Raw genomic sequence first — 24,545 nt, 5'->3', positions numbered from 1 at the left:
CCGCTCGAGCGGTGAGGCCCTCGGCGCCGCACCCCTCGCCGCCAGGACGCGCCGTTGCCGCGCCTCCGCCGCCTCACGCGTCGTAGAGCAGGACCTCGACCACGGCGCCCTCTCCCACCGCCTCTTCGTCGCCCGGCACGATGACCACGCCGTCCGCGCGCGTCGTCGACGACAGGATCGACGCGCCGCTCGTCGCGATCGGAAACACCCGATCTCCGTCGACGCGCACCCTCACATAATCGACGCGCCCGGCCTGGGAGGCGATCTTGCTCGCGACCACGCACCGCCTCCGCCGGTGGGGCCACGCGCGCGGCAGGCCGCCGAGCGCGCGGATCGAGGGGCCGGCGAAGAACTCGTAGGCGCAGAGGCACGACACCGGGTTTCCCGGCAGCAGGAACACAGGGCGTGCGCCGTCCAGGAAGCCGAACCCCGCGGGGCCCGCCGGGCGCATCGCCACGCCGTGGATCGCCAGCTCGCCGAGCTCCGCCAGCACCAGCGGCGCATGGTCCTCCGGGCCGACCGACGAGCCGCCGGAGATCAGCACAACGTCCGCGCCGGACGCGCCGGACGATGACAGCGCGCCGCGCACCGCCTCGCGCCGGTCGGGGACGTACTCGACCGCGACGTCCCCGGCGCCGTCGCGCCCTGCGAGCGCCGAAAGCACCAGGCTGTTCGAGTCGACGATGCACGCCCCGTCCGGCAGGCTCCCGGGCGGCAGGAGCTCGTCGCCGGTGATCAGGATCCGCACCGACGGCCGGCGCACAACGCGCACCTCGGCGACGCCTGTCGAGGCGAGCACGCCGACGTCCTGCGGCCGCAGCCGGCGCCCGGCCGACACGACCGCCTCGCCCGCCATGACGTCCTCGCCGATCGCCGCCACGTGCTTGCCAGGCGGCACCGGCTGGCGCACCCGCACGACCTCCGCCCCGCCGCTGCCCGCGGCCTCCTCGGCGTGCTCCGCCATGAGCACCGCGTCGGCCCCCTCGGGCACCGGCGCGCCTGTCGTGATCCGCACGGCCTCGCCCGGGCGGATCGCGCCAGCATGAGGGCGCCCGGGGAACGACGCCCCCACGAGCGCGAGCTCGACCGGCGCGCCGGGCGCCGCGCCCGAGGTCGCCTCGCTGGCGAGCGCGTAGCCGTCCATGGCCGCGCGGGCGAAGTGCGGCACGCTCACCCGGGCGAGCACGAACTCGGCCGCGACCCGCCCGGCCGACGCCGCGATCGGGACCGGCTCGTCGCCGAGCCGCTGGACGCGCTGCTCCAGGATCTCGAGCGCCCGCTCGACGGTCGCGCGCTCGCGAAAACCTCGCATTCTGACGTCGCGCAAGGGGAGCTCGGGGCTACGGGCCGCTCAGCCCGGGGCGGAGGTCTCGAGCGCGCCGCGGTAGATCTCGTCGACGGCCAGCGCGCCGTCGATCGACGCGAGCCGCGCGCGCTCGCCCGGCCCGGCCTCGTACAGCGTCCACGAGTCGTCCTGGTTGCGCCGGAAGACCTCGATCCTCCGGTGCGCCTGCGAGACGAGGACGTACTCCTTCAGCGAGGGGATGCGTCGGTAATGGGCGAATTTCTCCCCGCGATCGTACCCCTCCGTGGAGTCCGACAGCACCTCGACAAGCACCACCGGGTTGACCACGGCGTCCCTGTCCTCGGGGTCGTGCATCAGCCGGCCGCACACGACGGCTGCGTCCGGGTAGGTGGCGAGGCCCGTCTCGAGCACGCGCACGCGGAGGTCGGACGAGAACACCTCGCAGCCCTGGCCGAGCTGCGCACCGAGCGCCACCGTCACCCGGGCCGCGAGCCGCGCGTGCTCCGGCGTGCCGCCGGCCATGTCGAAGATCTCGCCGCGGAGAAACTCGTGCCTGGTCGGGCTCGCCCGCTCCTGCTCGAGGTACTCGGCGTGGGTGAAGGAGAGCTTGCGGGCGGGGGCGTTCACGTCGTGACCTCCTCCGGAGTATGGCACGGGAACAGCCCCTCCGGGGGCCGGCTCGCCCCGACGCCTACCGCCGCTCGCCCCGCCGCGGCCGGCTCGCGCGGCGGAGCGGCGCGATCAGCGCGAAGGCGCCGAGCGCCATCACCGACAGCTTCGGCCCGCGCTTCTTCCGGGCGCTCGCGCGCCGCTCGCCCGCGACAGAGCAGTCCTCCGACTCGGCCGAGTCGTCGGAGCCCCCGCTGCAGCCGTCGTCCTCCGCGTAGTACTCGTCCCCGGAGTCCGGCTCGCTCGTATCCCCGCTGCAGCCGTCGTCCTCCGCGTAATACTCGTCCTCGGACTCCGGCTCGCTCGTGTCCCCGCTGCAGCCGTCGTCCTCCGCGTAGTACTCGTCCTCGGACTCCGGCTCGCTCGTATCCCCGCTGCAGCCGTCGTCCTCCGCGTAGTACTCGTCCTCGGGCGCCGGCTCGCTCGTGTCCCCGCTGCAGCCGTCGTCCTCGTACTCGTCGTCGTAATAGACGTCCTCGCCCTGCTCGTCGGTGTCGTCCACGACGACCGTGTCGGCGGTGCCAGAGCAGCCGCAGCCCACGTCGGCGACCGGCTCGTCGTCGTGATAAGAATACGGGTCGTCGTCCACGCCCGACGGCCCGCCGGTCGCGCTCGATCCGCCGGCGGTCGGCCCGCCGCCAAGGCCTCCGGGCCCGCTCCCCGACGAGCCGCCGGGGCCGGCGCCCGCGCCGCCGCCGCCGTCGCCGGAGCACTCGTCCAGGCGGATGCGGCCGGCCCGCACGACCGGCGAGACCGACGCGCCGTCCCCGAAGATCAGCGGCCAGTCCGCGCCGGATTGCCCGGCCGCGAGCCGCATCGAGACGCGGGTGAGCCACACCGACGACGGCGCGAGACCGGAGAGCCCGACAGCGAGATCGTCGGCGATCGGGCCGCAGCGCAGCAGCTCCGGATCCGTCTCGTCCCTGCGCGGCGACTCCGCGCAGTCGGCCGCGCCGTCGACAACGCCGTGCTCGGCGCGCGGGCAGCTCGCGGCGACCTGGAGGCTCGACGCCAGCGCGGCCGCGGCCACCGCGGCGCACGACCCCGGCCCGTCGGGGAGGTCGCCGTACGCGCTCGCGCGCGCGAAGTACGCCGCGACAACGCTGTCGACGCTGTCGCTGCCGATCGCGATGCTGCGGATCAGCGCGTCGTGCCCCGCGCCCTCGACGAGCGCCCCGTCGCGCGCCTGGCCGAGGACCTCGGCGCGGAGCTCCGCGTAGTCGCTGCGCTGCGCGCTCGCGTCCCAGGTCAGCGAGGCCGGCGGGAGCGTCACCGGCGCCGCGCCCGACAGCGCGCCCCGGCCGTCGCCGAGGAGCCACGCGGTCACGAGCACGTCGCCCTCGCCCGCCCGGGTCAGCGACAGCGGCAGGAGCGGCGCGCCGCCGCCCATCGCGACGCGCAGCGTCCTCGTGACCGCCGGCCCGCCCGGCGCGTCGAACCGGGCCGCCGCGAACCGCACCCCCTGCAGCGCGCCGAGCTGCGCGGCCGTCTCGGGCGAGAGCGCGAGCCCGGCCGACGCCGCCCATTGCGCGACAGCGTCCACGTCGGCGAGCACCGTCACCTCGACCGGCTTCAGCGTCGCCTCGTGGGCGAGCCGCCCTGTCACGTCGAACGGCGCCGGCGCGCCCCCCTCCCCGGGGCAGTACGGGCCGACGCCCTCGGGCGGGAGCACGCGCGGCGCGGTCGCCGCCTCGAGCGCCTCGAGCCACGCGTCCGAGCTCACGTCGAGCGCCGCGAGCGGCGGCACCGGCACGACGAGCGCCACAGGCCCGCTCGCGCCCTGGAACCGCAGGCTCGTCCAGATCGTCGTGCGCTCCGGCCCCGCCGCGACGGCCACGCGCTGCTCGACCGACGCCTGTCCAGCGCCGGGCAGCAACGCCCCCGCCGCGAGGGCGTCACCGGAGAAGGAGAGGAGGACCGCAGGAAGCGCAAGCGCAAGCGACCGTCTGTGCATGCGAGGTCGATTGGCAAGCAGCATGCCCTCCATCGTACGCGGGTTTCGAGGCCGACTTCCACGCTGTCGAGGCCGGCTGAGAACCGCAGTTCACGGCGCTCCGTCGCCACAGCGACCCCGCCGCGAGGAGCGCCCCGTGGACGGCGCGGCGGATCACGCCTCGTGGACGATCACGATGTCGTCGGGGTGGAGGTGGCAGAACACCCTGTCGCCGGCGTGGAGCGCCGCCTGGCCGGAGCTCTCGTTGGCCACCACGGCGGTGAGCGTCAGCCCGGAGTCGGTCCGGAGCCGGAGCTGGTCGGTCGCGCCCTTGAACAGCTCGCCCTCGACGTGCGCCTCGAAGCAGTTCTCGAAGGCGGCTTGCCGCTCCTTGCGGAGCGCGACCTTCTCCGGCCGGATCGAGATGAGCGCGCTGTCCGCCCCGGGCGCGAGGTGCTCGGCGTTGACGAGGAGCTCGATCCCCCCCTCGAGCCGGACCTGCGCGCGCTCGCCGCTCCGCGACAGGACGGCCGCCCGGAGGATGTTGGCCTGGCCGATGAAGTTCGCGACGAACGTCGTCTTGGGACGGTGGTAGATCTGCGACGCGTCGCCGAGCTGCTCGATCCGGCCCTTGTTGATCACGGCGATGCGGTCGCTCATCGTGAGCGCCTCTTCCTGGTCGTGGGTCACGAACACGAACGTGATCCCGAGCTTCTTCTGCAGCTCCTTGAGCTCCACCTGCATGGCGTGCCGGAGCTTCGCGTCGAGCGCCGACAGCGGCTCGTCGAGGAGCAGCACCTTCGGGCGGCACACGATGGCCCGCGCGAGCGCGACCCGCTGCCGCTGGCCGCCCGAGAGCTGCGCCGGCTTGCGCTGCTCCATGCCCCCGAGCGACACCATCGCGACAGCGGCGCGGACCCGCTCGTCCATCTCCGCCCTCGGCACCTTCTTCATCCGCAGGCCGAAGCTGATGTTGTCCTGCACGCTCATGTGCGGGAACAGCGCGTAGCTCTGGAACACCTGGTTCACGTCGCGCCGGTAGGGCGGCTCGTGCGTCACGTCCTTCCCCTCCAGCAAGACGGCGCCCGTCGTCGGCGTCTCGAAGCCCGAGATCATCCGGAGCAGCGTCGTCTTGCCGCACCCCGAGGGGCCGAGCAGCGTGATGAACTCGCCGGCCCTGATCTGGAGATCCACCTCGTTCACCGCGACAAAGCTGCCGAACCGCTTGGTGACCGCGCGGAGCTCGACCATCACACCCATCGATTTACCTCGGAGTACCTCGGAGACCGGAAGCTCATCCGCGCTCCGGCTCCTTGCGCAGGCCGAGCAGGAGGAACACGGAGAACAGGAGGAGGAGCGTCATGCCGAGCGCGGCGCCGAACGGCCAGTCGCGCGCCTGCCCGAACTGGTTCTGGATCACGTTGCCGATCATCGGCACGCGCGCCCCGCCCATGAGGTCGGTGATCGCGAACATCCCGAGCGCCGGGATGAACACGAGGAGGACCCCCGCCAGGATCCCCGGGCGGGTGAGCGGGACGATGACGTGGGAGAAGGCGGACACCGGCCCCGCGCCGAGGTCGAACGCCGCCTCGATGAGCGCGTTGTCCAGCTTCTCGACGCTCCCGTAGATGGGCAGGATCATGAACGGCAAGTACGAGTAGACGAGCCCGATGACCACCGCCGTCGGCGTGTACATGATGTCGAGCGGCGCCGAGATGATCCGCAGATAGAGGAGCATCCCGTTGAGGAGCCCCTCCGACTTGAGGATGGACATCCAGGCATACGTCCGGATGAGGAAGCTGGTCCAGAAAGGCACCATGACCAGCATGAGCAGCTTGTTCCGGATCCCCTCGCGCGCCCGGCCGATGAAGTACGCCACCGGATACCCGGCCACGAGGCAGATCGCCGTGGTGATCGCGGCGTAGCGGATCGAGTTGAGCAGGATCTTCAGGTAGGTCGCGTCGAGCACGCGCGCGTAGCTCGAGAGCGAGAGGCGGAAGACCACCTGCCCGAGCTCGTCCCGCTCGCAGAAGCTGTAGACGAGCATGATCGCGGTGGGCGCCACGACGAAGGCGATCAGCCACAGGAGGAGCGGGGCGAGCAGCAGCCACCCGCGGACGCCCGGCCTCCGCCGGGCGCCCTGGAACTCGACGACCTGCCCCGTGGCCGTGTTCATGACGCCCCGCCGATCACTGCGACGCCTTGAGGTCCGTCACCAGCTTGTCCACGTCCGCCGCCGCCTTGCCGATGTCGTGGAAGGTCTCCATGCCGGCGAGGGGCGGGTAGCTCGCCGGGTTCGCGAGCTGCTCCGGCGTGAGCAGCTTGCGCGCCTCCGTGTTCGGGTTCGTGTAGGGGAACTTGTCCGAGATGAGCTTGCTGACCTCGGGACGGAGGATGTGGTTCATGAACATCTCCGCGCCGATCTTGTTCTCGGCGTTGGTCGGGATCGCCAGGCTGTCGATCGCCTTGTGCGTCCCCTCGGCCGGCAGGATGAACTGGAACTTGTTCTTGTCCTCCTGGTAGAGCAGGGCCGCCTCCCCGCTCCAGACCACGCCGATGTCGACGTCGCCGTTGAGCAGCGCCGTCTTCGGGCTGTCGGAGTCGAACACCTTCACGAGCTTGATCCACTCCGCGAGCGTCGGCTTGATCTTCGCGAGGTTCTCCGGCGTCACGTTGTTGGCGTCGAGGCCCATCGTGACCATCACCCAGGCGACGATCTCGCGCGCGTCGTTCAGGGCCACGATGCGCCCCTTGTACTTCGGCTGGAACACGTCCTTGAAGCCCTTGATGGGCTCCTTCACCTTCTCGGTGTTGACGACGATGCCGACCGTCGTGCCCATGTAGGGGACGGTGTACTTGAGCTCCGGGTCGTGCGCCTGGTTCCTGAACGTTGGCGCGATGTGCTTCAGGTTCGGGAGGCGCGCGTGATCGAGCGGCTGGAGCTTGTTCTGCTTGATCAGCGCCTCGACCGCGTACTCCGACGGCTGGATGAGGTCGTACCGGGTGCCCCCCGCGAGGAGCTTCGACATCATCTCCTCGTTCGAGGCGTAGGTCTCGTAATTGACCTTGATCCCCGTCTCCTTGGTGAAGCCGTCCAGGACCTCCTGCGGGATGTACTCGGACCACCCGAAGAGGTTGAGCTCGCCCCCCGCCTTCGGCTCGGCCGCAGGCCCGCTGCCCGACGCGGCCGCCTGCGGCGCCGGGCTCTCCTTCTTCCCGCAGCCGAGGAGGGCCATGAGGGGGACGACCATCAGTATCAAGAGCGCTGAGATGCGTTTCATTGGCCTTGCTCCTTGTCTTGCCTGCGCAGGCGTGTCCGCGCCGCGCTCGCCTTCAGCCCTCGTCCGGGAGCCGCCTCGCGGTGCCCTTCAGCGACTCGGCGACCACCACCAGCATCGCTGTCGCGACGATGAACACGGTAGAGATCGTGTTCAGCATCGGGTTCAGACCGACCTTCGCCATGCCGAACACCTTGATCGGCAGGGTCTCGGACTTGGGCCCGCGCGTGAAATAGGTGACGATGAGCTCGTCCATCGACAGCGTGAACGACATCAGCGCCCCGGAGATGATCGCGGGCAGAAGATAAGGCACCATGACCAGGAAGAACGCCTTGAGCGGCGTCGCCCCGAGATCCAGGGCGGCCTCCTCGAGCGACGGGTCGAGCCCGGCGAGCCGCGCCTGGACGGCGATGAGCACGAACGGGAAGCAGAAGGTGACGTGCGAGATGATCACCGTCGTGAAGCCGAGCTCGACCTCCACCGTCTTGAAGAAGATGAGCAGGCTGATCCCCATGATGATCTCCGGGATGATCATGGGAATGAAGATCAGCGTCGTGATCGACCGGAGCGCGGGGAACCTGTACCGGTAGAGCAGGAATGCGCCCGCCGTGCCGAGCGCGACCGAGAACGCCGTGGTGGCGCCGGCGATGATCACGCTGTTGCTCAGCGACTCGATGAGCGGCGACCGGCGCTCGTCGCCGAGGTGCGCGACGAGCTCGCCGAAGAGCTGCCGATACCACTTGAAGGTGAACCCCTCCCAGACGACGCTCATCCGCGAGTCGTTGAACGAGTAAGCGACCAGGAGCACGATCGGGAGATACAGATAGAGGAGGACCAGGCCGCTCCAGCCGCCAAGGAGCAGATTTGACAGCTTGATGCCCGACAACCTCCGGAGTCGCATGCGGCGGCCTCGCAATCTTACACGGTCGCCGCGCGAGCTTATCGCCGGCGGAACGCCGTTTGCAACCACTGCAACCCGTCGAGGTGGCCGGGCGCGCGCCCCGCCGACGGCGCGCCGGGGCGCCGCGCGACGAGGTGGCGTCCGGAGAGGCTCTTGACACCGCCACCTCCTCCGCTTACCGGCCCTGCATGACCGGGTCGTCGCGCCGCCCTTCAGGTGAGGTCACGTGAGCGCTCCTCGTATCTGGACGATCGAAGAGGCGAACGCGCTCGTCCCGCAGCTCTCGTCGCTGATCGGCCGGCAGCTCGCCCTGGCGGGCGAGATCGAGCGCTGCTGGCGCGATCTCGTGGACGCCGTGCCGAGCCCGGTGGCGACGCCCGGTCAGCTCGTGGAGCTGGCGCGCAGCGGCAGCGAGCGGGCGCGGGCCCGCGAGCGCGAGCTCTCGGAGAAGATCGCCGCCTACGAGGCCGGGTGGCGCGACGTCGAGGAGCTCGGGGTGGTCGTGAAGGACCAGCGGATCGGGCTCTGCGATTTCTACGGGCGCCTCGACGGCGCCCTCGTCTGGCTCTGCTGGCGCTACGGCGAGCCGGCGGTCGAGCACTACCACGCGCTCGAGTCCGGCTACGCCGGGCGCAAGCCGCTCACCGCGTCCAAGCGCCGGCAGCTCCTCAACTGACGAGGCATCCGTGATCGATCGACAGAGAGCGGCCCGGGCCATCGAGGAGTTCCTTCGCGCGCTCGGGCGCGACGTGGAGGGGGAGCTCGCCGGCACGGGCGAGCGGGTCGCGGACGCGTGGGCGGACGACCTGATCGAGGGCGAGGCCATCGACGCGGCCGCGGTGCTGCGCGAGGGCGCCATGGAGACCGGCCCCTTCGAGCGCGGGCTCGTCGTCGCCCGCGACCTCGCCGTCACAACGATGTGCCCGCACCACCTGCTGCCCGGCCACGGCACCGGGATCGTCGCCTACCTGCCGGGCGCGCGGGTCGCCGGCATCGGCACGATCGCGCACGTGCTCGACGCGCTCGCCCGCCGGCTGACCCTGCAGGAGCGCATCGGCGGGCAGCTCGTCGATCTGCTCGTCAACGAGCTCGGCGCGCGCGGCGCGCTGTGCAAGCTCGCGCTGACCCACACCTGCCTCATCGCCCGCGGCGAGCGCAAGGCGGGGGCCGTCATCGAGACGGTCGCTGTCGCGGGGGCGTTCGCCGAGCCGGGGCCGGAGCGCGACCTCGCGTTCGCCGCCGCGCTCTCCGGGGGCCGCGCGTGACCGGCGTCGCTGTCGTCACGGGGCCGAGCCGCGGGATCGGCCGGGCGACGGCGCTCGCGCTCGCGCGCCGCGGCCTCGCCGTCGCGCTGCTCGGCCGCCCGAGCCCCCGGCTCGACGCGGTGACCGACGAGGTCCGCCGCCTCGACGTCGCCGCGCTGCCGATCCCGTGCGACGTCGCCTCCGAGGAGCAGGTGGCGCGCGCCGCCGCCGAGGTCGTGGCGTGGCTCGGCGCGCCGCGCGTCGTCGTGAACAACGCGGGCGTCGTGCGCCGCGGCGCGCAGGTCCACGAGACCGCGCCGGCGGCCTGGGACGAGGTGATCGCGGTCAACCTCCGCGGCCCCTTCCTCGTCTCGCGCGCCTTCCTCCCGTCGATGCTGGCGCAGGGCCGCGGGCGGCTCGTCCACGTCGGCAGCATCTCCTCGACCATCGCCTCGCCGGGCAACGCGTCGTACGCCGCGTCCAAGTGGGGGCTCGTCGGCTTCTCGAAGAGCCTGGCCGAGGAGCTGCGCGGCAAGGGGCTCCAGTCCATCGCCGTGCTCCCCGGCTCGGTCGACACCGACATGCTCGTCGGCAGCGGGTTCCCCCCGCAGATGAGCGCCGACGACGTGGCGCGGCTCATCGTGTACGCCGCGCTCGACGCGCCCGACGCCGTCACCGGCTCGGCCCTCGAGATGTTCGGCTGACAGCGCCCGCCGCGCTCTTCCCGACGAGGCCCCGCGCCGGCCCCTCCGGACCGAGCTCGGTGTGCGTGCGGCCGCCACACCCGGCGCACCTGCGTGCTAGCCTGGGTCCGTGGAAACGACGCCTCCTCGACCGGGCGATCTCACCGCGGCATTGCCCGAGCTCCCGCTGTTCCCGCTGCCGCAGACGGTGCTCTTCCCCGGCGCGCTCTTGCCGCTGCACATCTTCGAGCCGCGCTACCGCGCCCTCGTGCGCGACGCCCTCGAGACGCACCGCATCCTCTCGGTCGTCCTCATCACGGACACCCGCGCTGTCGACGCGCACGGCCACCCGGCGATCGCGGGCGTGGCCGGCGCCGGCGAGATCATCGACCACGCCGAGCTGCCGGGGGGCCGCTACAACATCGTCCTGCGCGGCCGCGCCCGCGTCCGCCTGGCCGAGCGCCCCTTCGTGCCGCCCTACCGCACGGCGGCCGCGACCCTCCTCGAGGACGAGCCCGGCGAGGTCTCGGCCCAGGACCACGCCGCCCTCATCTCGACCGCGGCCTCGTTCTCCTCGCTCGTCCGCGAGCGCGACAGCGGCTTCGAGTTCCGCCTGCCGCGCGACGCGGCCACCTCGCTCGTCGTGGACCTCTGCGCCCACCACCTGATCCTCGACGCCCGGGAGCGGCAGGCCGCGCTGGAGACCCTGAACGTCGCCGCGCGGGTGCGCCGCGTGACGGAGGCGCTCGCCCTCCAGCAGCTCGCGCTCGCCACCGCGACGCGCGACGTCAACTGAGGAAGCTCGGCTGGGCTCGATCGCGCGATGTTTGCGCGCTGTACCTGAACGCGAGTCCAGAAGCGGTGTCGAGCGGGGTGCGGGCGCCCCAAGATCGGGTAGGCTGCGCCGCCTATGGCGACCTCTCGTTCAACGGAACCCTCTGCCCCGATCATCGTCAAGCACCCGGGGTGTCCCCAGTGGGGACTCGGATACCTCGTCGAGGAGCGCGACGAAAAGCGCTTCTACGACTTCGAGGACGGCCACAATCACTCGATCGCCAAGGCTTTCTGGTCGAAGCTCGAGCCGGTGCAGCTCGGCGACGACGAGGCGAACGCGCTCGAGGCGCGGATCCGCGGGCTCCGGGATCGGCCGTCCGCCGCCGCCAAGAAGCAGCGCGCCCGCGTGGTCGCGCCGCCGGTCACGAGCTTCGACGAGCAGGTCGCGAGCTTCGAGTCGCAGTTCGAGGGCGGGTTCGGGGGCCCGCACTTCGTCGCCGAGGAGCGCGGCTCCGTGGGCGGCGAGGCGCCGAACGGCGGGGCGAAGAAGAAGAGCAAGGCCTACAAGCAGAGCGCCATCGAGACGGCGCGCGCGCTGCTCGCCAAGGGCGAGCTCGAGGCGCTGCTCGCGGCGGGCAACCTCGCCGATTTCATGGAGCGCATCCACAAGGTCCACAAGGCCGCGACCGGCCTCCTGCACCCGCTCGGCGACCTCATCCCCTTCAACAAGATGCCGGCCGAGCACCACCGCGCCTATGCCGAGGCGGTCGTCGATCTCCTCTACGGCGCCGGCGACTACGCGGCGCGCTTCGACCGGCTGGCCGGCGTGCTCGCGGCGGCCAAGGTCGCCACGTGGCCGCTCGCGACGATCCTGAGCGCGCTCGTCACCCCGGAGGAGCACGTGTTCGTGAAGCCGTCCTTCTTCGAGAAGCAGGCCGCCGTGCTCGGCTTCAACCTCGCCTACGACCGCGTGCCGAGCGCCGAGGGCTACGCCCGGATGCAATCGCTCGCGCGCGACCTCGAGCGGCGCCTGCGCGAGCGCAGCCTCGCCCCGCGCGATCTGATGGACGTCTACGCGTTCCTCTGGCGCACGATCTCTCCGCCCAAGCCGTCCGCCAAGTCCTGACCTCCAGCGTCGAGCCGCCCTGCGCCGCGCGGCGCAGGGCGGCGGACGACGGCCCTCGACGCGCGGCCGCGGCCCGCTTATGCGACGCCTCGAGGAGGTGTCGCGTGAAGGCAGCCGTGCTCGAAGCCGTCAAGAAGATCGCCGTCCGGAACGACGTCGTCCCGCCGCAGATCGGCCCGCGCGACGTCCTCGTCCGCGCGAAGGCCTGCGGCATCTGCGGGACGGACGTGCACATCTGGGAGGGCGATTTCTTCCCCACCTTCCCGCTCATCCCCGGGCACGAGGTCGCCGGCGAGGTGGCCGAGGTGGGCGCCGAGGTCACGGACCTGAAGCCGGGCGACCGGGTCATGGTCGACCCGACGGTGACCTGCGAAGAGTGCCATTTCTGCATGATCAACCGGCAGAACCACTGTTTGAAGTGGAATGCCGTCGGCGTGACCCGCGACGGCGGCTTCGCCGAGCTCGTCCGGGTGCCCGCGAAGAACTGTTATCGCTTCGAGCGCGTCTCGTTCAGCGAGGCGGCGTTCTGCGAGCCGCTCGCGTGCGTCGTGTTCGGCCAGGATCGCGCGCGCATCGAGATCGGCTCGGAGGTGCTGGTGATCGGCGCTGGCCCCATCGGCCAGCTCCACCTCCAGGCGAGCCGCGCCAACGGCGCCGCGGCGGTCACGGTGGTGGACGTTGTCGAGTCGAAGCTCGACCTCGCCCGCCAGCACGGCGCGACCGAGGTGGTCGTCGCCGACAACGCGGTCCAGGCGAAGCTCCGGAAGATCGCGCCGTACGGCTTCGACGTGGTGATCGACGCGACGGGCATCGCCCGGGTGCTCGGCGACTCGCTGCAGTACGTCAAGAACGGCGGCCGGTACCTCGTCTTCGGCGTGTGCGGCCCGCACGACAAGATCGAGATCTCGCCGTTCGAGATCTACAGGCGTGATCTCGAGATCATCGGCAGCTTCGCGATCCGCAGGACGTACGACCGCGCCTTCAAGCTGATGGAGCGCGGGGCGGTCGACGTAAGGAAGCTCCTCTCCGAGGCGATGCCGGTCGAGGAGCTCCCGCGCGGGCTGGAGATGATGAAGAAGGGCACCGCGCCGATGAAGCTCCAGGTCGTGTTCTAATCGCTCACCCTTTCTTTACGAAAAAGGACGCTCTCCATGGCCATCGTGATCGGAATCGACGTTGGGACCAGCGGCCTCAAGGCCATCGCAGTTGAGACGGAGCGCGGCGCGGCGGTCGCGTCGGCGCACCGCGAGTACCCGCTCTCCACCCCGCACGCCGGGTGGGCCGAGCAGGATCCCGAGGACTTCGCCGCGGCGGCGCTGAGCGCCCTCGGCGAGCTCGCCCGCGCGCTCGGCCCGCGCCGGGACGAGGTGCGCGCGATCGGGCTCACCGGGCAGATGCACTCGGCGGTCTTGCTGGACGAGGCGCAGGCCGTGATCCGGCCGGCGATCCTGTGGTGCGACACGCGCACCACGGCCGAGTGCGAGGCGATCCGCGCGAACCCGAAGGTCGGCGACGCGGGCCTCGCGCGCCTCGTCGGCAACCGCGCGCTCGAGGGGTTCACGCTGCCGAAGCTGCTCTGGCTGCGGGAGCACGAGCCCGAGGCGTTCGCCCGCGTGCGCGCGGTGCTGATGCCGAAGGATTTCGTGGGCTTGCGGCTGACGGGCGAGCTCGGGACGGACGACAGCGACGCGAGCGGCACGCTGGCGTTCTCGCCGGGCGATCGCGCCTTCAGCGCCGAGCTGCTCTCGGCTGTCGGCGTCCCGCGCGCGATCTTCCCGCGGTCGGCGCCGTCGAACGCGCCGCTCGGCCAGCTCACGTCCGAGGTCGCGTCGGCGACGGGCCTGCCCGCGGGCACGCTGGTCGTGCGCGGCGCGGCGGACAACGCGGCGGGCGCGGTGGGGCTCGGCATCGTGCGCCCCGGCCGCGCGATGGCGTCGGTCGGCACGAGCGGCGTCATCCTCGCCCACACCGATTCGTGGATCGTGGAGCCCGAGATGCGGCTGCACAGCTTCTGCCACGCGGTCCCGGGCCGCTTCTACCTGATGGGCGTGATGCTCGCCGCCGGCGGCGCGCTCCGCTGGTACCGCGACGTCCTCTGCGACGGCGAGCGCGTGGGGGCGGAGCTCCGCAAGGTCGATCCGTACGAGATCATCTCCGACACGGCGTCGACGGCGCGCCCGGGCGCCGGCGGGGTCGTCTTCCTGCCGTACCTGATGGGCGAGCGCACGCCGCACAACGACGCGGCGGCGCGCGGCGCGTTCGTCGGGCTGAGCGCCCGCACGACGAAGGCCGACGTCTCGCGGGCGGTGCTCGAGGGCATCACGTTCGGGCTGGCGGACTCGCTGGGCCTGATGCGCGGCGTGGGTCAGACGAACGGCGCCGCGCCGGTCACGATCGACGAGATCCGGCTGACCGGCGGCGGGGCGCGCAGCCCGTTCTGGCGGCAGCTCATGGCCGACGTCTTCGAGGCGCCGGTGGCGATCACCACGTCGACCGAGGGTCCGGCCTACGGCGCGGCGCTGCTCGGCGCGGCGGGCGCGGGGCTGTTCTCGTCGGTCGAGGAGGCGGCGGACGCGTTCGTCCATGTCGTCTCGCGCGTCGCGCCGGACCAGGCGCGCTCGGCGCGGTACCGCGAGATCCACGCGGTGTACCAGGGGCTCTACAGCGACCTGCGCGAGCGGTTCCGGCAGCTCGGGAAGCTCGCTTGACGGAGTGACGGCGGCCTCTCCGGGCCGCCGCTGCGCCGCGCGTACACCGGGTCGCCCGGCGTCAGAGAACGAGCTCGGGCGACGCCGTGCTAGGGCGGCGACGGCAGGTAGCAGAGGTGCATCCACGGCCGACTCGAGGCATAGGTCGGCTGCACCTCGCTGGCGAGGAGCCGACTCTGCTGGCCGTCGTCCTCGCGGAGCAAGATCCCATGGTCATCCGTCTCGCCGCCGAGCCAGCTCGCCACGAGCTCGGTCACGTCGAACGAGATGACTCCCAGGGCCTCGACGCTGGCCGTCGCGGTGCCAGCGGTCGCGGCCGGCGTGGGGTCGAACCCGTTCTCTCCGAAGGAAGCCCAGGACTCGCTCTCGTCCCAGTCCTTCACCACGCGGTGCACGCTGATCGTCCCCGGCCCGCTCTTGCTCACCAGCCTGAGCCCGACGCGGGCCGTGAGCAGCGTGGCCCCTCGGGGGACCGCGGCGAGATCGAAGCGGAGCAGGGCTCTGCGAACCGCGCCGGTGCCAGGCGGCGTCCCCACCAGGAGATCGACGCGCTCGCCGAAGCGCTGATCGGGCTGATCGCTCGCGATGGTCGTGTCGCGGACGGGACCGGGCGTGATGCCGCGGCGCTGGATCAGGCGGGCCTCGATCGTGGGTTTCTCGCCGGCCAGCACCTTGTCCAGGAACTCGTCGCGGATGCCGGGAAAGGCGACGCGCCCGAGCCCGCCCGAGATGTCACAGAGCTCATCGCCGGGAGCGAACGAGATGACGCCGGCGACGACCTCGACGCCGCCCTGCGGGATCAGCGCAGGGCCGCCGCTGTCACCGGAGCACAGGCCGCCGCGCTCATTGGTCTGATCGGTCATGATCATGAGCGGTCCGATCTCGCTGACGCTCGCTTCCACCCTCCGGCGGATGGTGTTCAGCGCCGGGGTGTTGCCGTAACCGACGAGGGTGACGGCGCTGCCGACCGAGAGGCCGTCCGGCGCCGACGCGAGCGGGATCGGCCTGACGTTGAGCGCACCCGCGCCACTGGCCGTCACGACACAGACGTCGTACTCCTTGTTGAGCGACAGCCTCCGATCATCGTAACATGGGTGATTCTGGAACGAATCGACAGGAAGGATGAGCGACGGATCGTTGAGGTCGAAGCCGACCCGGACTTCCCTGGGAGGAGAGGACTCCGAGCAGCAATGCGCGGCCGTGAGCACGTGGACCTTGTCGCCCTCGGCGCTCCAGCGAACGATGGTGCCGCTGCACCGCGCGCGCTCCTGGTGCAGCGAGACGACCGCCGTGTGCGTGTTGTCCGCGCGCGCGGCGGTGCCGACGACCGCTGACCGATCCTCCCCGCCCTCCTCGTGAGGGTCGATCTCGGTCGGTTGCGCGCAGGCCGCCGACAGGAGCACGGCGCAGACCGACTGGGCCACCGTGAGCGTTCTCATGATTCGACCTCCACCAGACCACCGCGCGCGCGAAGCCTGTCACCCGTTCGTCCGCGCGCGCACGCGACCGCCCTCGCTGTCACCCGCTTGAGAGGATCTTGCGGGCGGCCCGGGCGTCGTCAATCGAGCAGACACAGGAACCCGGCCTGGCAGATCGCTCCTGCGGAGCTGCCAGCCTCGCGCCGCGACCCGCGCTCGGGACGATCGGCGATCCGGCTCAGCTCGGAGAGCTTGTAATTGCCCCGCGCGCAAAGGAAGAGACGACGCGCATCCCCGATAAAACGTACATTCCACGTCGCAGGCTCACCCCGCCCCCGATTCATCGGAAGCGCTGGGCGCGTCAAGCCTACGCCGCCCGCACCCACCCCCGCGGCGTCTCCTCGAAATGCTCCGGCGCCGCGATCCCGAACGCGCTGCCCTCCGGCTGCCAGTAATTGCGCTCGATATGGATCTTCTTCCCGTCGATGCGGATCACGTTGAACGCGTTCTGCTCCCCGCGGCCGCGCGTCGACGTCGCCGTGCCGGCCTGGATGATGAGCGACGAGTGGCCGCCGGCCTCGAAGCGCTCCGCCGAGTGGCCGGTGTGGCTGAGGTGCAGGTGGCCCGACATGATGATGTCGACGCCGCAGCCGGCGATGGCGGCCATCGCCTGCCTCGCGCGACCGACGATGTCGTGGGGCGAGTTCTCGGGCAGATCGAACGGGTGATGCGTGACAACCACCTTCGTGACCTCGGGCTCGAGGCCGCACATCCTCTCCTTGATCCCCTGGATCTGGCGCGCGTTGATGCGCCCATCCTTGATCGTCAGCGAGCGCGCGGTGTTGATGCCGAGGATCGCGATCTCCGTGTCCACGTGGAAGGGCGAGAGATCGCCCGTGATGTGGCTCCGGTACCTGTCGAGCGGGCGAAAGAACCTGTCGAACAGGTTGTAGAGCGGGACATCGTGGTTCCCGGGCACCACGATCTGCGGCGTCGGCAAGTCGTCGAGGAAGGCGCGGGCCTCGGCGAACTCCGCGCTGCGCGCCCGCTGCGTCAGGTCGCCCGAGACCACGACCACGTGGGGCTCGATCCCCCATATTCTGTCGATCAGCGGGCGCAAGATGGTCTTGTCCACGCGTCCGAAGTGCAGATCCGACAGGTGCACGAGGGTGCGCATGACGATCATCCCCCCAGCGCGGCGAGATGGCCCGGTTGGTCCTCCTGCCGCCGCGGTCCCGCGCTGATTTCCGACGACGGGGGAACGATGACGCTCAGCGCCGACGGCCTCGTGCGGTAAACGAGCGGCGGCGTCATCCGGAGGATCTCGCCGTCCGCCGCCACGTGGAGGTGGCGACAAGGCGCCTCCACGCGCAGCTCCGTCGTGCGCATGATGCTGAAATCATTCGCCTTCTGGATGCGCCCGGCGAACGCGCTCGCGATCAGCTTGACCATGGCCAGGCGGCTCTCGGCGCGCGCCACGCACACGCCGAGCTCGCCCCGGTCCGGCGGGCGCTGGCGGGCGAGGTCGAGATCGCCGAGCTTGAAATCGCTGTTGGCGACGAACACGAACGGCGTGTCGAGCTCGAGCTCCTGCCCATCCAGGAGGAGCCGGAGTCGAGCCCCCTTGTGGCGCCGGATCCCGGAAGCTGTCGCCAGCGCGAAGGCGAGCCACTTGTTGATCCCGCTCCGCTTCCGGAGCGCCTCGCGGCCGCGCACGATGCTCGGATAGATGCCCAGGGTCGAGTTGTTCACGAAGACCCGGCCGTTGACCTCGCCCAGATCGACAAGGACGCGCCGGCCCTCCACCAGGGTGCGCACCGCGCCCTCCAGGTCGAGCGGCACACCCAGGTACTTGGCAAAATGGTTCACCGTGCCGAGCGGCAGGACGCCCATCGTCTTGTCGGTCCCGGTGACCGCCGCGGCGACCGTGCTCATCGTGCCATCGCCCCCGCCCGCCACGACGAGATCATAGGGCCCCCGCGCCGCGCGCCGGGCGAGCTCCCCCATGTGCCGGCCCTTCTCGGCGCACAGCAGATCCGCGGCGAGGCCGCTCTCGTTCAGGAGCTCCCCTAGCCGCGCGCGCTGCTCCGCCGCGCGGTTCGATCGGGAAGAGCAGTTCAGAAGGACAGCCACGGATCGTTGTGTCACCGTCGGTATTCCAGCAGAGAGCGAGGGCTCGTGTTCACCGGACACGGCGACGAGGCAGCTCATGCGCCCCGCGCCGCCCCGAGGAGCAAAGCAAGCCGCGCGCCCGGCCTCTCCGCTGCTCCCGGCGCCTCCGGCGAGGCGCGCCTTCACGACCGTCACCACGGGAAACCGCCCGTCCACCGGGCGCCTCGCCACCCCCGGCAGAGCCGACAGCGCCCCCGGCGAGCGGCCGCCGGGCCGGCGGCGCCGCTCCAGGCTGCCTCACGCAGCCCGGGGCGTGGCGGATTGTCACACGCTTGACGCTGCCGCGAAGCGCGCTCTCGCCGTGCCTCAGCGCGCGCTGCCCGTGGCGTCCGACTCGTGGCGTGGCCAGGTGAAGAAGAACGTGGCGCCAGCGCCCTTCTCGGACTCGACCCACGCGTGTCCGCCCTTGCTGAGCACGATCTTCTGGACGATCGAGAGCCCGATGCCCGTCCCCTCGACGTTGTCGCGCGGGTTCAGGGTCTGGAAGATCTCCCATACCTTCTGGTGGTACTGCGGGGCGATCCCGGGCCCGTTGTCCTTCACCGAGAACTCCCAGAGATCGCCCAGGTCCCGCCCCCGCACCTCGACGCGCGCGTCGGGGCGGTCGGCGTACTTCAGCGCATTGCCGATCAGGTTCAGAAAGACCTGCTCGAGCGGCACCCGCTCGGTGAAGAGCGTCGGCATGCCCGCCTCGATCTCGATCGAGGCGCCCTCGGGGATCGTGAGCAGCGCGAGGACCTCGTGGAGCAGCCTCCGGACGTCCACCGTCTCGGGCTTGTCGCGGGCGCGCCCGGCGCGCGAGTAGCGCAGGATACCTTCGATGAGCGCCTCCAGCCGGACCACGCGCGAGCGCAGCAGCGCGATGTGCTGGCGCGTCTCCGGCGTCACCTGGTCCGCGAGGTCGTCCTCGATCCACTGCGAGAGGTTCGCGATGGCGCGCAGCGGCGCCTTCAGATCGTGGCTCGCCACGTAGGCGAAGCGATCGAGCTCCTGGTTGCTCCGCTCGAGCGCCTGGATGAGGTGCTGCGCCCTCCGGAACAGGTGCGCGTTGTCCATGGCGATGGCGGCCTGGGCGGCCAGGCCGACCACCAGCCTCTCCGCCCGCTCGGTGAAGACGCCGCGCGCGGGGTGCCCGAAGAACAGCCCGCCGATGACGCTCCCGGAGCGCGAGATCACCGGCACCGCGAGGTAGCTGACGACCGGCAGGTGGCCTTTCGGCATGCCGTGGTAAGGCGCGCTGTTCCCGTAGCGCGGATCGCGCGTCACGTCGTCGAGGCGCACGACGCCCTCGCCGTTGAAGGTCGGCGCGAACACGTCTGTGTTGCGCGGCATCGGGAACCCGGAGAAGTGGTCGCGGGACACGCCCGAGATGGTGTAGAGCGTGTAACTCTTCCCCTCCGCGTTCGTGACGTTGTAGAAGAACGCGCCGAACTGGGCGCCGCTCAGCCGGGTGGCCGCGTCGGTCACCGCCTGCACGAGCTTCTCCAGGTCGAGCTCCGCCGCGAGCATCTTGCCCGCTCGATTGAGCAGCTCGAGCGTCTCCCCCTCTTCCTGGAGCTTCGTCTCCATCTGCTTGCGCTCGGTGATGTCGAGGACGATCGCCCCCACGGCCACGATCTGCCCGCCCTTCGAGCGCACGGGGGCGTAGTTGACGATCCACGCGCGCGGCCGATCCGACGCCCGCGTCCTCCCCGTCACCTCGGCGGAGAGGGCCTCGCCGGTCTCCAGGACGCGCCGGAGCGGGGCCACGATCGCGTCCCCCATCTCCGGGAGCAGCTCGGGGATTGTCTTGCCGAGGTGCGCCTCCAGGGGGATCCCGTTGATGTCCGCCAGCGCCTGGTTGAGCCGCACAACGCGCAGGTCGCGGTCGATCACCCCGAGCCCCGCTGTCGTGGCCTGGAAGAAGGCGTCGAGCAGCGCGCAGTCCTCGTGGGAGCCGTGCGGCCCCTGGGGGCCGCGCTCGCGCAGCTCGCCCCCCGCGCCCTGCCGCGACGCGTCCCCCGCGTGCGCCGCCGCCGCGGGCGAGGCCGGGGGACGCGTCGCGTCCAGCGGCTCGGCCTTTCCCTGGTGCGCGTGCGAATCCGTGTTCTCCATCGACCTCGTGGCCACTGGATGCTCCCGCTCGAGCGTGACGCTCGAGAGCAAAGGCGACTCAACCGTGTGTCGCCGGACGGTCTCTCCAGTTCAGCACGAAGAGAGGGGCCAGGCGAGATGGAGAGAAGAACCTTGTGCAACGGCAGAGCTCGCCACCTCACGGGGCGGGAGCCGACCGCCGCTCGCGCCTTCTTGTCAGCGAGCTCGATCGCGCCGAGCGCGGCCGGCGGGCGTCAACCTGCGAGCGCGGTGAGGCGGCGGAGCTGCTGCGCCGCGCCCTCGAGGCCGCTCACGAGGCCCTGGAGGAGGTGGGCGACGGCGCTGTCCTTCGCCGCCCTCGTGGCGCGCGCCGGGCGGGCCGCGAACCACGCGAGCTCGCCGGCGGCCGCCTCGACGAGGGGCCGGCGCTCCGAGAGCCAGCGCGCACACCACGCGGCGAGCAGCGTCTCGCCCTCGGCCGCGGCGACGTACTGGATCAGCGCGACGAGGTCGATGCCGTGACGCATCCCGAGGAGGGTGCCGCGGTAGGACTTCTCGGCGGTCAGCAGGTGATCGGCGATGTGATCGCGCAGCGCCGAGAAGGCCTCGCCCACCGCGCTCCCGCCCGCGCTGACCGGCAGACCGCGCTCGCCCATGAGCGCGGGGAGCTCCGACAGCACGGCCTCCGCGTGGGACGACACAGCCCGCAGGGCGCGCGCCGGCGGCGTATCGCCGAGCCGCTCCGCCTCCACGAGCGGGTGGGTCCTCGCCGAGTGCTCCGTCTGGAACAGCTCGCGCACGAGGTTCGCCAGGAAAGCTCGCCCCTTCTGGCTCTCCTGCTGCGGTCCGGATTCGTCCTTCTCCGGGCCGTCCCCGCCGCTCGGCGCCCCGTTGCCCTGAAGTTCCTGCATGGTCGTTCCCTCTCCCCTGCGTGTGGCAAGGTCAGGACCCGCCCGCGGCGCGCCGCCGCGCTCCCGTCCTCGCCCCCGAGGTCGTCTTGCGCGAGGCCCCTGTCCCCCCGCGGCGCGCCGTGCCCTGCGCAGCGCGGGGGCGGCTGCTCGTCGTCTTGCGCGCGGTCGCCTTGGGCGCGGTCGTCTTGCGGCCGCGGGCGCCTGTCGCGGAGCGCTTCGCCGCGCTCTTCGTCGCCTTCTTCGCGGCCGGGCGCCGCTCCGCGCTCGACGCGGCGCTCCGCCTGGCGGCGTTCCGCTTGCGGGTCGCCGCCGCCTTCTTCGCCGCCGCGCTCTTCGCCGCGGCCGGCCGCGCCTTGGACGCGGCGCCTCCCCTGCGGCCCCCCTTCTTCGCCGGCTCCTTGTTCACCTCCTTGCCGACCCCCGAGCCCGACTTCTTTCCTCCGCCGGTCATCTTGTTGACGGTCGCCCAGGCCCGCTTCTCGGCTTCTGCCTCGGAGACCCCTCGCTTCTCGTACCCCTCCTCGATGTGCTCGGCCTGCCGCTTCTGCTTGTCCGTGTAGCTCGACTTGTCGCCTCTCGGCATGGTGCCCTCCTTCGGTGCCTCCTCCGCCGTGCGGGCCTGCCTCTCACGCTGGGAGCTCCGGCCCGGCCTGCGGCGCGAGCCCTGAGGACCATGCGAACCATGAGAAGAGAAACAGGACCGTGCCTGTGGCTCGGGCCCATCGATGGGCGGAGTCTGACGTCGGTTGTTCCAGGAAGGAGCAAGCGCAATGCCGGGTCGCGAGGGCAGCGCCGCCCCCTGACGTGAGTCCGGATTTCCCGTCTCTTGCGGTTCTACCGCCGCGCGGGTTGCGGGATCACCGGGGGCGCGATCGTGGCAATCGGCCCCGGGTGATGAGGAACGCCCCGGTGGCTCCAGGCGAGGAGCGCGGCGGGGCGAGGGCTCAGAGCGACTCGAGGTAGGCGACGAGATCGTCGATCTGGGCCGGGGCCAGGCCGGAGACGTCGCCGTGCTTGTCGCCTCCGCACCGCGGATCGAAGCGATCGCGGAGCGTGGCCGCGCAGCCGTCGTGCATGAACGGGGCGCGCCCGGCGATGCCGATCAGCGAGGGCACCTGCAGGATCTCGTCCTTGCCGACATCCTCGTTCCGGTTGTTCGTGAGCATCGGGCCGCTGTGGCAGTCCGCGCAGGCCACCTTCTTGTCGTGGAAGAGCGCCGCGCCGCGCGCCACGGCGGCCTCGTCCTCGGGCGGCGACGCCGGGAAGGCGGGCAGGCTGTCGATGTAACGGGCCATCAGGTCGAGCCGCCGGGCGCCGGGCTGCGGCCCGCCCATGCGGGAGACGAACACCTCGCCCATCAGGCCGTCGAGGTCCATCAGGTCGCCGCTCCAGTGGAGGGGCGCTGTCTGCAGGATGCCGCCGCCCATGGCCTGGGTCCGCCGCTGGCCCACGGGGTCGAAGTTCCACGTCCGTCCGTCCTCGTGCCCTTCGGGGTGGCACGACGCGCACGCAGCGGCGCTCACGCCGTTCGGCGGGCGATGGAACATCTCGTGTCCTGTGTCTCGCACTGTCGCGCCCGGGAGCGCGATGGTGCGCCGGTCGAACATCTCCACGGCCTCCTGCCCGCGGATCACCTCCAGGGCCGCCGGCTCGCGGAGCTGCACGACGATGCCGCCCCGGCCGTCGATCGCCACGGCGATCGGCTGCCCGCTCAACGGCTGCTGCGTGGCCGCGGGAGCGCAGTTGCGCTCTCCGTCTCCGTCCGCCATGTCGTCGAGGGTCGTCGTCACGATCATGTCGTTGCCGGCCGCCACAACGGCCACGCGCTTGCCGTCGGGCGCGATCGCGATGTCGACCGGGAGCGAGAGGCTCGGGAGCGCGGCCGCGGGCGCGGCCGGCTCGCCGTCGGCGCCCGCCGGGTCGATCGTGCTGATCGTGCCGTGCACGATGTTCCCATCGCAGTTGGTCGCCTGGTAATAGCCGCCCGGGCTGAGGGTGACCTGCGACGACATCGCGCGCTGGTGCAGCATCACCGCGCCGCCGCCCGGGAGCGGCGCCATGCGCCAGGCCACCGACGGCGTGTAGCTCGAGACGGAGCCCCCGAACCCGGTCGTGTTGAAGACGGGGAGCGTGCGGCGCGAGAGGACCGCGCCGTCGGCGTCGATGACCAGCGTCTCCGCGGACTTGAAGCGGCTGACCAGGAGCCGGTCGCCTTCGACAACGACGTCGCGCAGGTCGGCGGCGGGGCGGAGCTTCCGGACGGCGGGGCCACCGGCGGCCGGGAGCGTCACGAGCTCGCCGCCGGCGCAGGCGACGTGGACGGCGTCGCGCGCGGCGTCGTAGGCGACCCCGCGGGGCGCGCGGCAGACCTCCCGGCGCTCGATGACGGACCGCGCCTCGATATCGAGGGTCACCACGGCCCCGGCGCGCCGGAGCGCCACGTGCACCCGGCCGCTCGCGTCCTCGACGAGGCGCCCTGGCTCGTCGCCGTGCTCCAGCCGGACCTCCCCCGGCGCGCCGCCGTCGAGATCGACGATCCAGACGCGATCGCGGTCGGGGTCTGCCGCCACCGCCGTGTGTCCGTCGCTGGCGACGATCAGCGTTCCACCGCTGATGGCCGGCGGCGGCACCTCGGTCACCGTGATCCGCGGATCAGGGCCGCCGAGGCCGGGCTCGGGCATCCCGAATGGCTCGGATGGCCCGCAGGCCGTGAGAAAGGACGAGAAAACGCTCGTGGCCACGCTCCCCACGAGGACAAGAGAACGACAAAGTCGCTGACGCATGAGTTCCTCCGTTCGCCGCGCGCGCGAGCTCAGCAAGAAGGATTCCAGGGAGACGTCGGATTCTGGACGGCGGGCACGCCGTCGAGCGGCGCGCCACGCCCGGCGCCGCGGGCCGGGGCCCGGCGCCGCGGGCCGGGGCGGGAAGGCGTGTTCTCAGGCGTGGTGCGAAGAAAGCCGCGCGCCGCGCGCGCCGGGAGCGGGCGTCGTGCCCCCGTGTCGCGGCGGCGCCGGACAGCGCGGTGGAGGCCGGAGCGCGGGGGCGGAGTCCGTCAGCGGTAGGCTCCGCCGTACCCGATCTCGTGCTCGATCTTGACCAGCTTGTTGTAGAGGCCGATCACGAGCAGCGATGGCACCCACTGGCCAACGAAGTTCGCTATCTGCTTCTTGCCGGCCAGCATGAAGCCGGCCGACAGCACCATGGAGCCGATCGCCAGGCCGAGATAAGCGCCGGACGGAACCCTCGCGGTCCTCTCCTCGATCTTCGTGGTGACCTTGCCCTCTTCCTTCTGCATCATTGGTTCGGTCGTCGTCATCGTGGATCTCCTTCGGCGGCGCCTGGCAGGCGC

General features: G+C 71.7%; 22 protein-coding genes. 7 read left to right on the top strand and 15 right to left on the bottom strand.

Translation table 11 applies throughout. The features are described 5' to 3' along the window. Positions 1-73: 73 nt before the first annotated feature. The 7 genes from WMF42_RS45345 to WMF42_RS45315 form a co-directional block, all read right to left on the bottom strand. Positions 74-1,312, bottom strand: a complete 1,239-nt coding sequence (locus WMF42_RS45345; protein WP_437689544.1) for a molybdopterin molybdotransferase MoeA — start codon at positions 1,310-1,312, stop codon at positions 74-76. 39 nt (positions 1,313-1,351) lie between these two features. Next, positions 1,352-1,933, bottom strand: a complete 582-nt coding sequence (locus tag WMF42_RS45340; protein WP_061608609.1) for a Uma2 family endonuclease — start codon at positions 1,931-1,933, stop codon at positions 1,352-1,354. Positions 1,934-1,997: 64 nt separating this feature from the next. Further along, on the bottom strand, positions 1,998-3,929 hold the full coding sequence (locus WMF42_RS45335) for a DUF2330 domain-containing protein (RefSeq protein WP_437689542.1): 1,932 nt from the start codon (positions 3,927-3,929) through the stop codon (positions 1,998-2,000). Between the two features lie 153 nt (positions 3,930-4,082). Next, the gene (locus WMF42_RS45330) at positions 4,083-5,168 is read right to left on the bottom strand and encodes an ABC transporter ATP-binding protein (RefSeq protein ID WP_437689540.1); all 1,086 of its coding nucleotides are present in this window, start codon (positions 5,166-5,168) and stop codon (positions 4,083-4,085) included. 34 nt (positions 5,169-5,202) lie between these two features. Continuing rightward, positions 5,203-6,084 carry an ABC transporter permease gene (locus WMF42_RS45325; RefSeq protein WP_437689538.1) on the bottom strand — a complete coding sequence of 294 codons (882 nt, stop codon included), beginning with the start codon at positions 6,082-6,084 and terminating at the stop codon, positions 5,203-5,205. 13 nt (positions 6,085-6,097) lie between these two features. Further along, positions 6,098-7,189, bottom strand: a complete 1,092-nt coding sequence (locus WMF42_RS45320; protein WP_061608605.1) for a polyamine ABC transporter substrate-binding protein — start codon at positions 7,187-7,189, stop codon at positions 6,098-6,100. 52 nt (positions 7,190-7,241) lie between these two features. Continuing rightward, positions 7,242-8,087 (bottom strand): ABC transporter permease, encoded by an 846-nt coding sequence (locus WMF42_RS45315; protein ID WP_437689536.1) that lies wholly within the window; start codon positions 8,085-8,087, stop codon positions 7,242-7,244. 226 nt (positions 8,088-8,313) lie between these two features. Here WMF42_RS45315 and WMF42_RS45310 point away from each other — a divergent pair, with 226 nt between their 5' ends. The 7 genes from WMF42_RS45310 (at position 8,314) to xylB (ending at position 14,622) form a co-directional block, all read left to right on the top strand. Beyond that, complete coding sequence (locus WMF42_RS45310) at positions 8,314-8,763, top strand: DUF2203 domain-containing protein (protein WP_061608603.1); 450 nt, start codon at positions 8,314-8,316, stop codon at positions 8,761-8,763. Between the two features lie 10 nt (positions 8,764-8,773). Then, entirely contained in the window at positions 8,774-9,352 is a 579-nt protein-coding gene (folE, locus tag WMF42_RS45305; protein ID WP_061608602.1) for a GTP cyclohydrolase I, read from the top strand. Further along, positions 9,349-10,035: an SDR family NAD(P)-dependent oxidoreductase gene (locus WMF42_RS45300; protein ID WP_061608601.1), complete on the top strand. Its 687-nt coding sequence runs from the start codon at positions 9,349-9,351 to the stop codon at positions 10,033-10,035. Before folE ends, WMF42_RS45300 begins: the two co-directional genes overlap by 4 nt. A gap of 109 nt (positions 10,036-10,144) precedes the next feature. Further along, on the top strand, positions 10,145-10,810 hold the full coding sequence (locus WMF42_RS45295; protein ID WP_061608600.1) for an LON peptidase substrate-binding domain-containing protein: 666 nt from the start codon (positions 10,145-10,147) through the stop codon (positions 10,808-10,810). 114 nt (positions 10,811-10,924) lie between these two features. Next, positions 10,925-11,914, top strand: a complete 990-nt coding sequence (locus WMF42_RS45290) for a hypothetical protein (protein WP_061608599.1) — start codon at positions 10,925-10,927, stop codon at positions 11,912-11,914. A gap of 104 nt (positions 11,915-12,018) precedes the next feature. Beyond that, entirely contained in the window at positions 12,019-13,029 is a 1,011-nt protein-coding gene (locus tag WMF42_RS45285) for a zinc-dependent alcohol dehydrogenase family protein (protein ID WP_061608598.1), read from the top strand. Between the two features lie 36 nt (positions 13,030-13,065). Continuing rightward, positions 13,066-14,622 (top strand): xylulokinase, encoded by a 1,557-nt coding sequence (gene xylB / locus WMF42_RS45280; protein WP_061608597.1) that lies wholly within the window; start codon positions 13,066-13,068, stop codon positions 14,620-14,622. Positions 14,623-14,711: 89 nt separating this feature from the next. Here xylB and WMF42_RS45275 read toward each other — a convergent pair whose 3' ends face one another. The 8 genes from WMF42_RS45275 to WMF42_RS45240 form a co-directional block, all read right to left on the bottom strand. Next, the gene (locus WMF42_RS45275; RefSeq protein ID WP_437689531.1) at positions 14,712-16,061 is read right to left on the bottom strand and encodes a DNRLRE domain-containing protein; all 1,350 of its coding nucleotides are present in this window, start codon (positions 16,059-16,061) and stop codon (positions 14,712-14,714) included. A gap of 346 nt (positions 16,062-16,407) precedes the next feature. Then, entirely contained in the window at positions 16,408-17,217 is an 810-nt protein-coding gene (locus WMF42_RS45270; protein ID WP_061608616.1) for a metallophosphoesterase family protein, read from the bottom strand. A 5-nt stretch (positions 17,218-17,222) separates the two neighbouring features. Beyond that, on the bottom strand, positions 17,223-18,173 hold the full coding sequence (locus WMF42_RS45265; RefSeq protein ID WP_437689529.1) for a diacylglycerol/lipid kinase family protein: 951 nt from the start codon (positions 18,171-18,173) through the stop codon (positions 17,223-17,225). A 345-nt stretch (positions 18,174-18,518) separates the two neighbouring features. Next, on the bottom strand, positions 18,519-20,306 hold the full coding sequence (locus tag WMF42_RS45260) for a sensor histidine kinase (RefSeq protein WP_437689527.1): 1,788 nt from the start codon (positions 20,304-20,306) through the stop codon (positions 18,519-18,521). A 233-nt stretch (positions 20,307-20,539) separates the two neighbouring features. Then, complete coding sequence (locus tag WMF42_RS45255) at positions 20,540-21,196, bottom strand: hypothetical protein (RefSeq protein WP_061608595.1); 657 nt, start codon at positions 21,194-21,196, stop codon at positions 20,540-20,542. Positions 21,197-21,227: 31 nt separating this feature from the next. Further along, positions 21,228-21,779, bottom strand: a complete 552-nt coding sequence (locus WMF42_RS45250; RefSeq protein ID WP_437689525.1) for a hypothetical protein — start codon at positions 21,777-21,779, stop codon at positions 21,228-21,230. 361 nt (positions 21,780-22,140) lie between these two features. Beyond that, positions 22,141-23,877 (bottom strand): cytochrome-c peroxidase, encoded by a 1,737-nt coding sequence (locus WMF42_RS45245; protein ID WP_437689524.1) that lies wholly within the window; start codon positions 23,875-23,877, stop codon positions 22,141-22,143. Positions 23,878-24,248: 371 nt separating this feature from the next. After that, positions 24,249-24,512, bottom strand: coding sequence for a hypothetical protein (locus WMF42_RS45240; RefSeq protein ID WP_437689523.1), 264 nt, complete (start codon positions 24,510-24,512; stop codon positions 24,249-24,251). Positions 24,513-24,545 lie beyond the last annotated feature (33 nt).

The sequence above is a fragment of the Sorangium sp. So ce176 genome, assembly GCF_051519835.1.
Taxonomy (GTDB): Bacteria; Myxococcota_A; Polyangia; order Polyangiales; family Polyangiaceae; genus Sorangium; species Sorangium cellulosum_G.
The sequence above is the reverse complement of the archived record's forward strand: the minus strand, read 5'-3'. Positions and strand labels throughout refer to the sequence as shown.

What these genes read in the sequence shown, in the direction of transcription:
- WMF42_RS45290 (WP_061608599.1), top strand. Translation starts at nt 10,925, where the DNA reads ATGGCGACCTCTCGTTCAACGGAACCCTCTGCCCCGATCATCGTCAAG.
- WMF42_RS45325 (WP_437689538.1), bottom strand. Translation starts at nt 6,084, where the DNA reads ATGAACACGGCCACGGGGCAGGTCGTCGAGTTCCAGGGCGCCCGGCGG.
- xylB (WP_061608597.1), top strand. Translation starts at nt 13,066, where the DNA reads ATGGCCATCGTGATCGGAATCGACGTTGGGACCAGCGGCCTCAAGGCC.
- WMF42_RS45330 (WP_437689540.1), bottom strand. Translation starts at nt 5,168, where the DNA reads ATGGGTGTGATGGTCGAGCTCCGCGCGGTCACCAAGCGGTTCGGCAGC.
- WMF42_RS45245 (WP_437689524.1), bottom strand. Translation starts at nt 23,877, where the DNA reads ATGCCCGAGCCCGGCCTCGGCGGCCCTGATCCGCGGATCACGGTGACC.
- WMF42_RS45345 (WP_437689544.1), bottom strand. Translation starts at nt 1,312, where the DNA reads ATGCGAGGTTTTCGCGAGCGCGCGACCGTCGAGCGGGCGCTCGAGATC.
- WMF42_RS45260 (WP_437689527.1), bottom strand. Translation starts at nt 20,306, where the DNA reads ATGGAGAACACGGATTCGCACGCGCACCAGGGAAAGGCCGAGCCGCTG.
- WMF42_RS45240 (WP_437689523.1), bottom strand. Translation starts at nt 24,512, where the DNA reads ATGACGACGACCGAACCAATGATGCAGAAGGAAGAGGGCAAGGTCACC.
- WMF42_RS45315 (WP_437689536.1), bottom strand. Translation starts at nt 8,087, where the DNA reads ATGCGACTCCGGAGGTTGTCGGGCATCAAGCTGTCAAATCTGCTCCTT.
- WMF42_RS45250 (WP_437689525.1), bottom strand. Translation starts at nt 21,779, where the DNA reads ATGCCGAGAGGCGACAAGTCGAGCTACACGGACAAGCAGAAGCGGCAG.
- WMF42_RS45320 (WP_061608605.1), bottom strand. Translation starts at nt 7,189, where the DNA reads ATGAAACGCATCTCAGCGCTCTTGATACTGATGGTCGTCCCCCTCATG.
- WMF42_RS45335 (WP_437689542.1), bottom strand. Translation starts at nt 3,929, where the DNA reads ATGCACAGACGGTCGCTTGCGCTTGCGCTTCCTGCGGTCCTCCTCTCC.
- WMF42_RS45255 (WP_061608595.1), bottom strand. Translation starts at nt 21,196, where the DNA reads ATGCAGGAACTTCAGGGCAACGGGGCGCCGAGCGGCGGGGACGGCCCG.
- WMF42_RS45270 (WP_061608616.1), bottom strand. Translation starts at nt 17,217, where the DNA reads ATGCGCACCCTCGTGCACCTGTCGGATCTGCACTTCGGACGCGTGGAC.
- WMF42_RS45275 (WP_437689531.1), bottom strand. Translation starts at nt 16,061, where the DNA reads ATGAGAACGCTCACGGTGGCCCAGTCGGTCTGCGCCGTGCTCCTGTCG.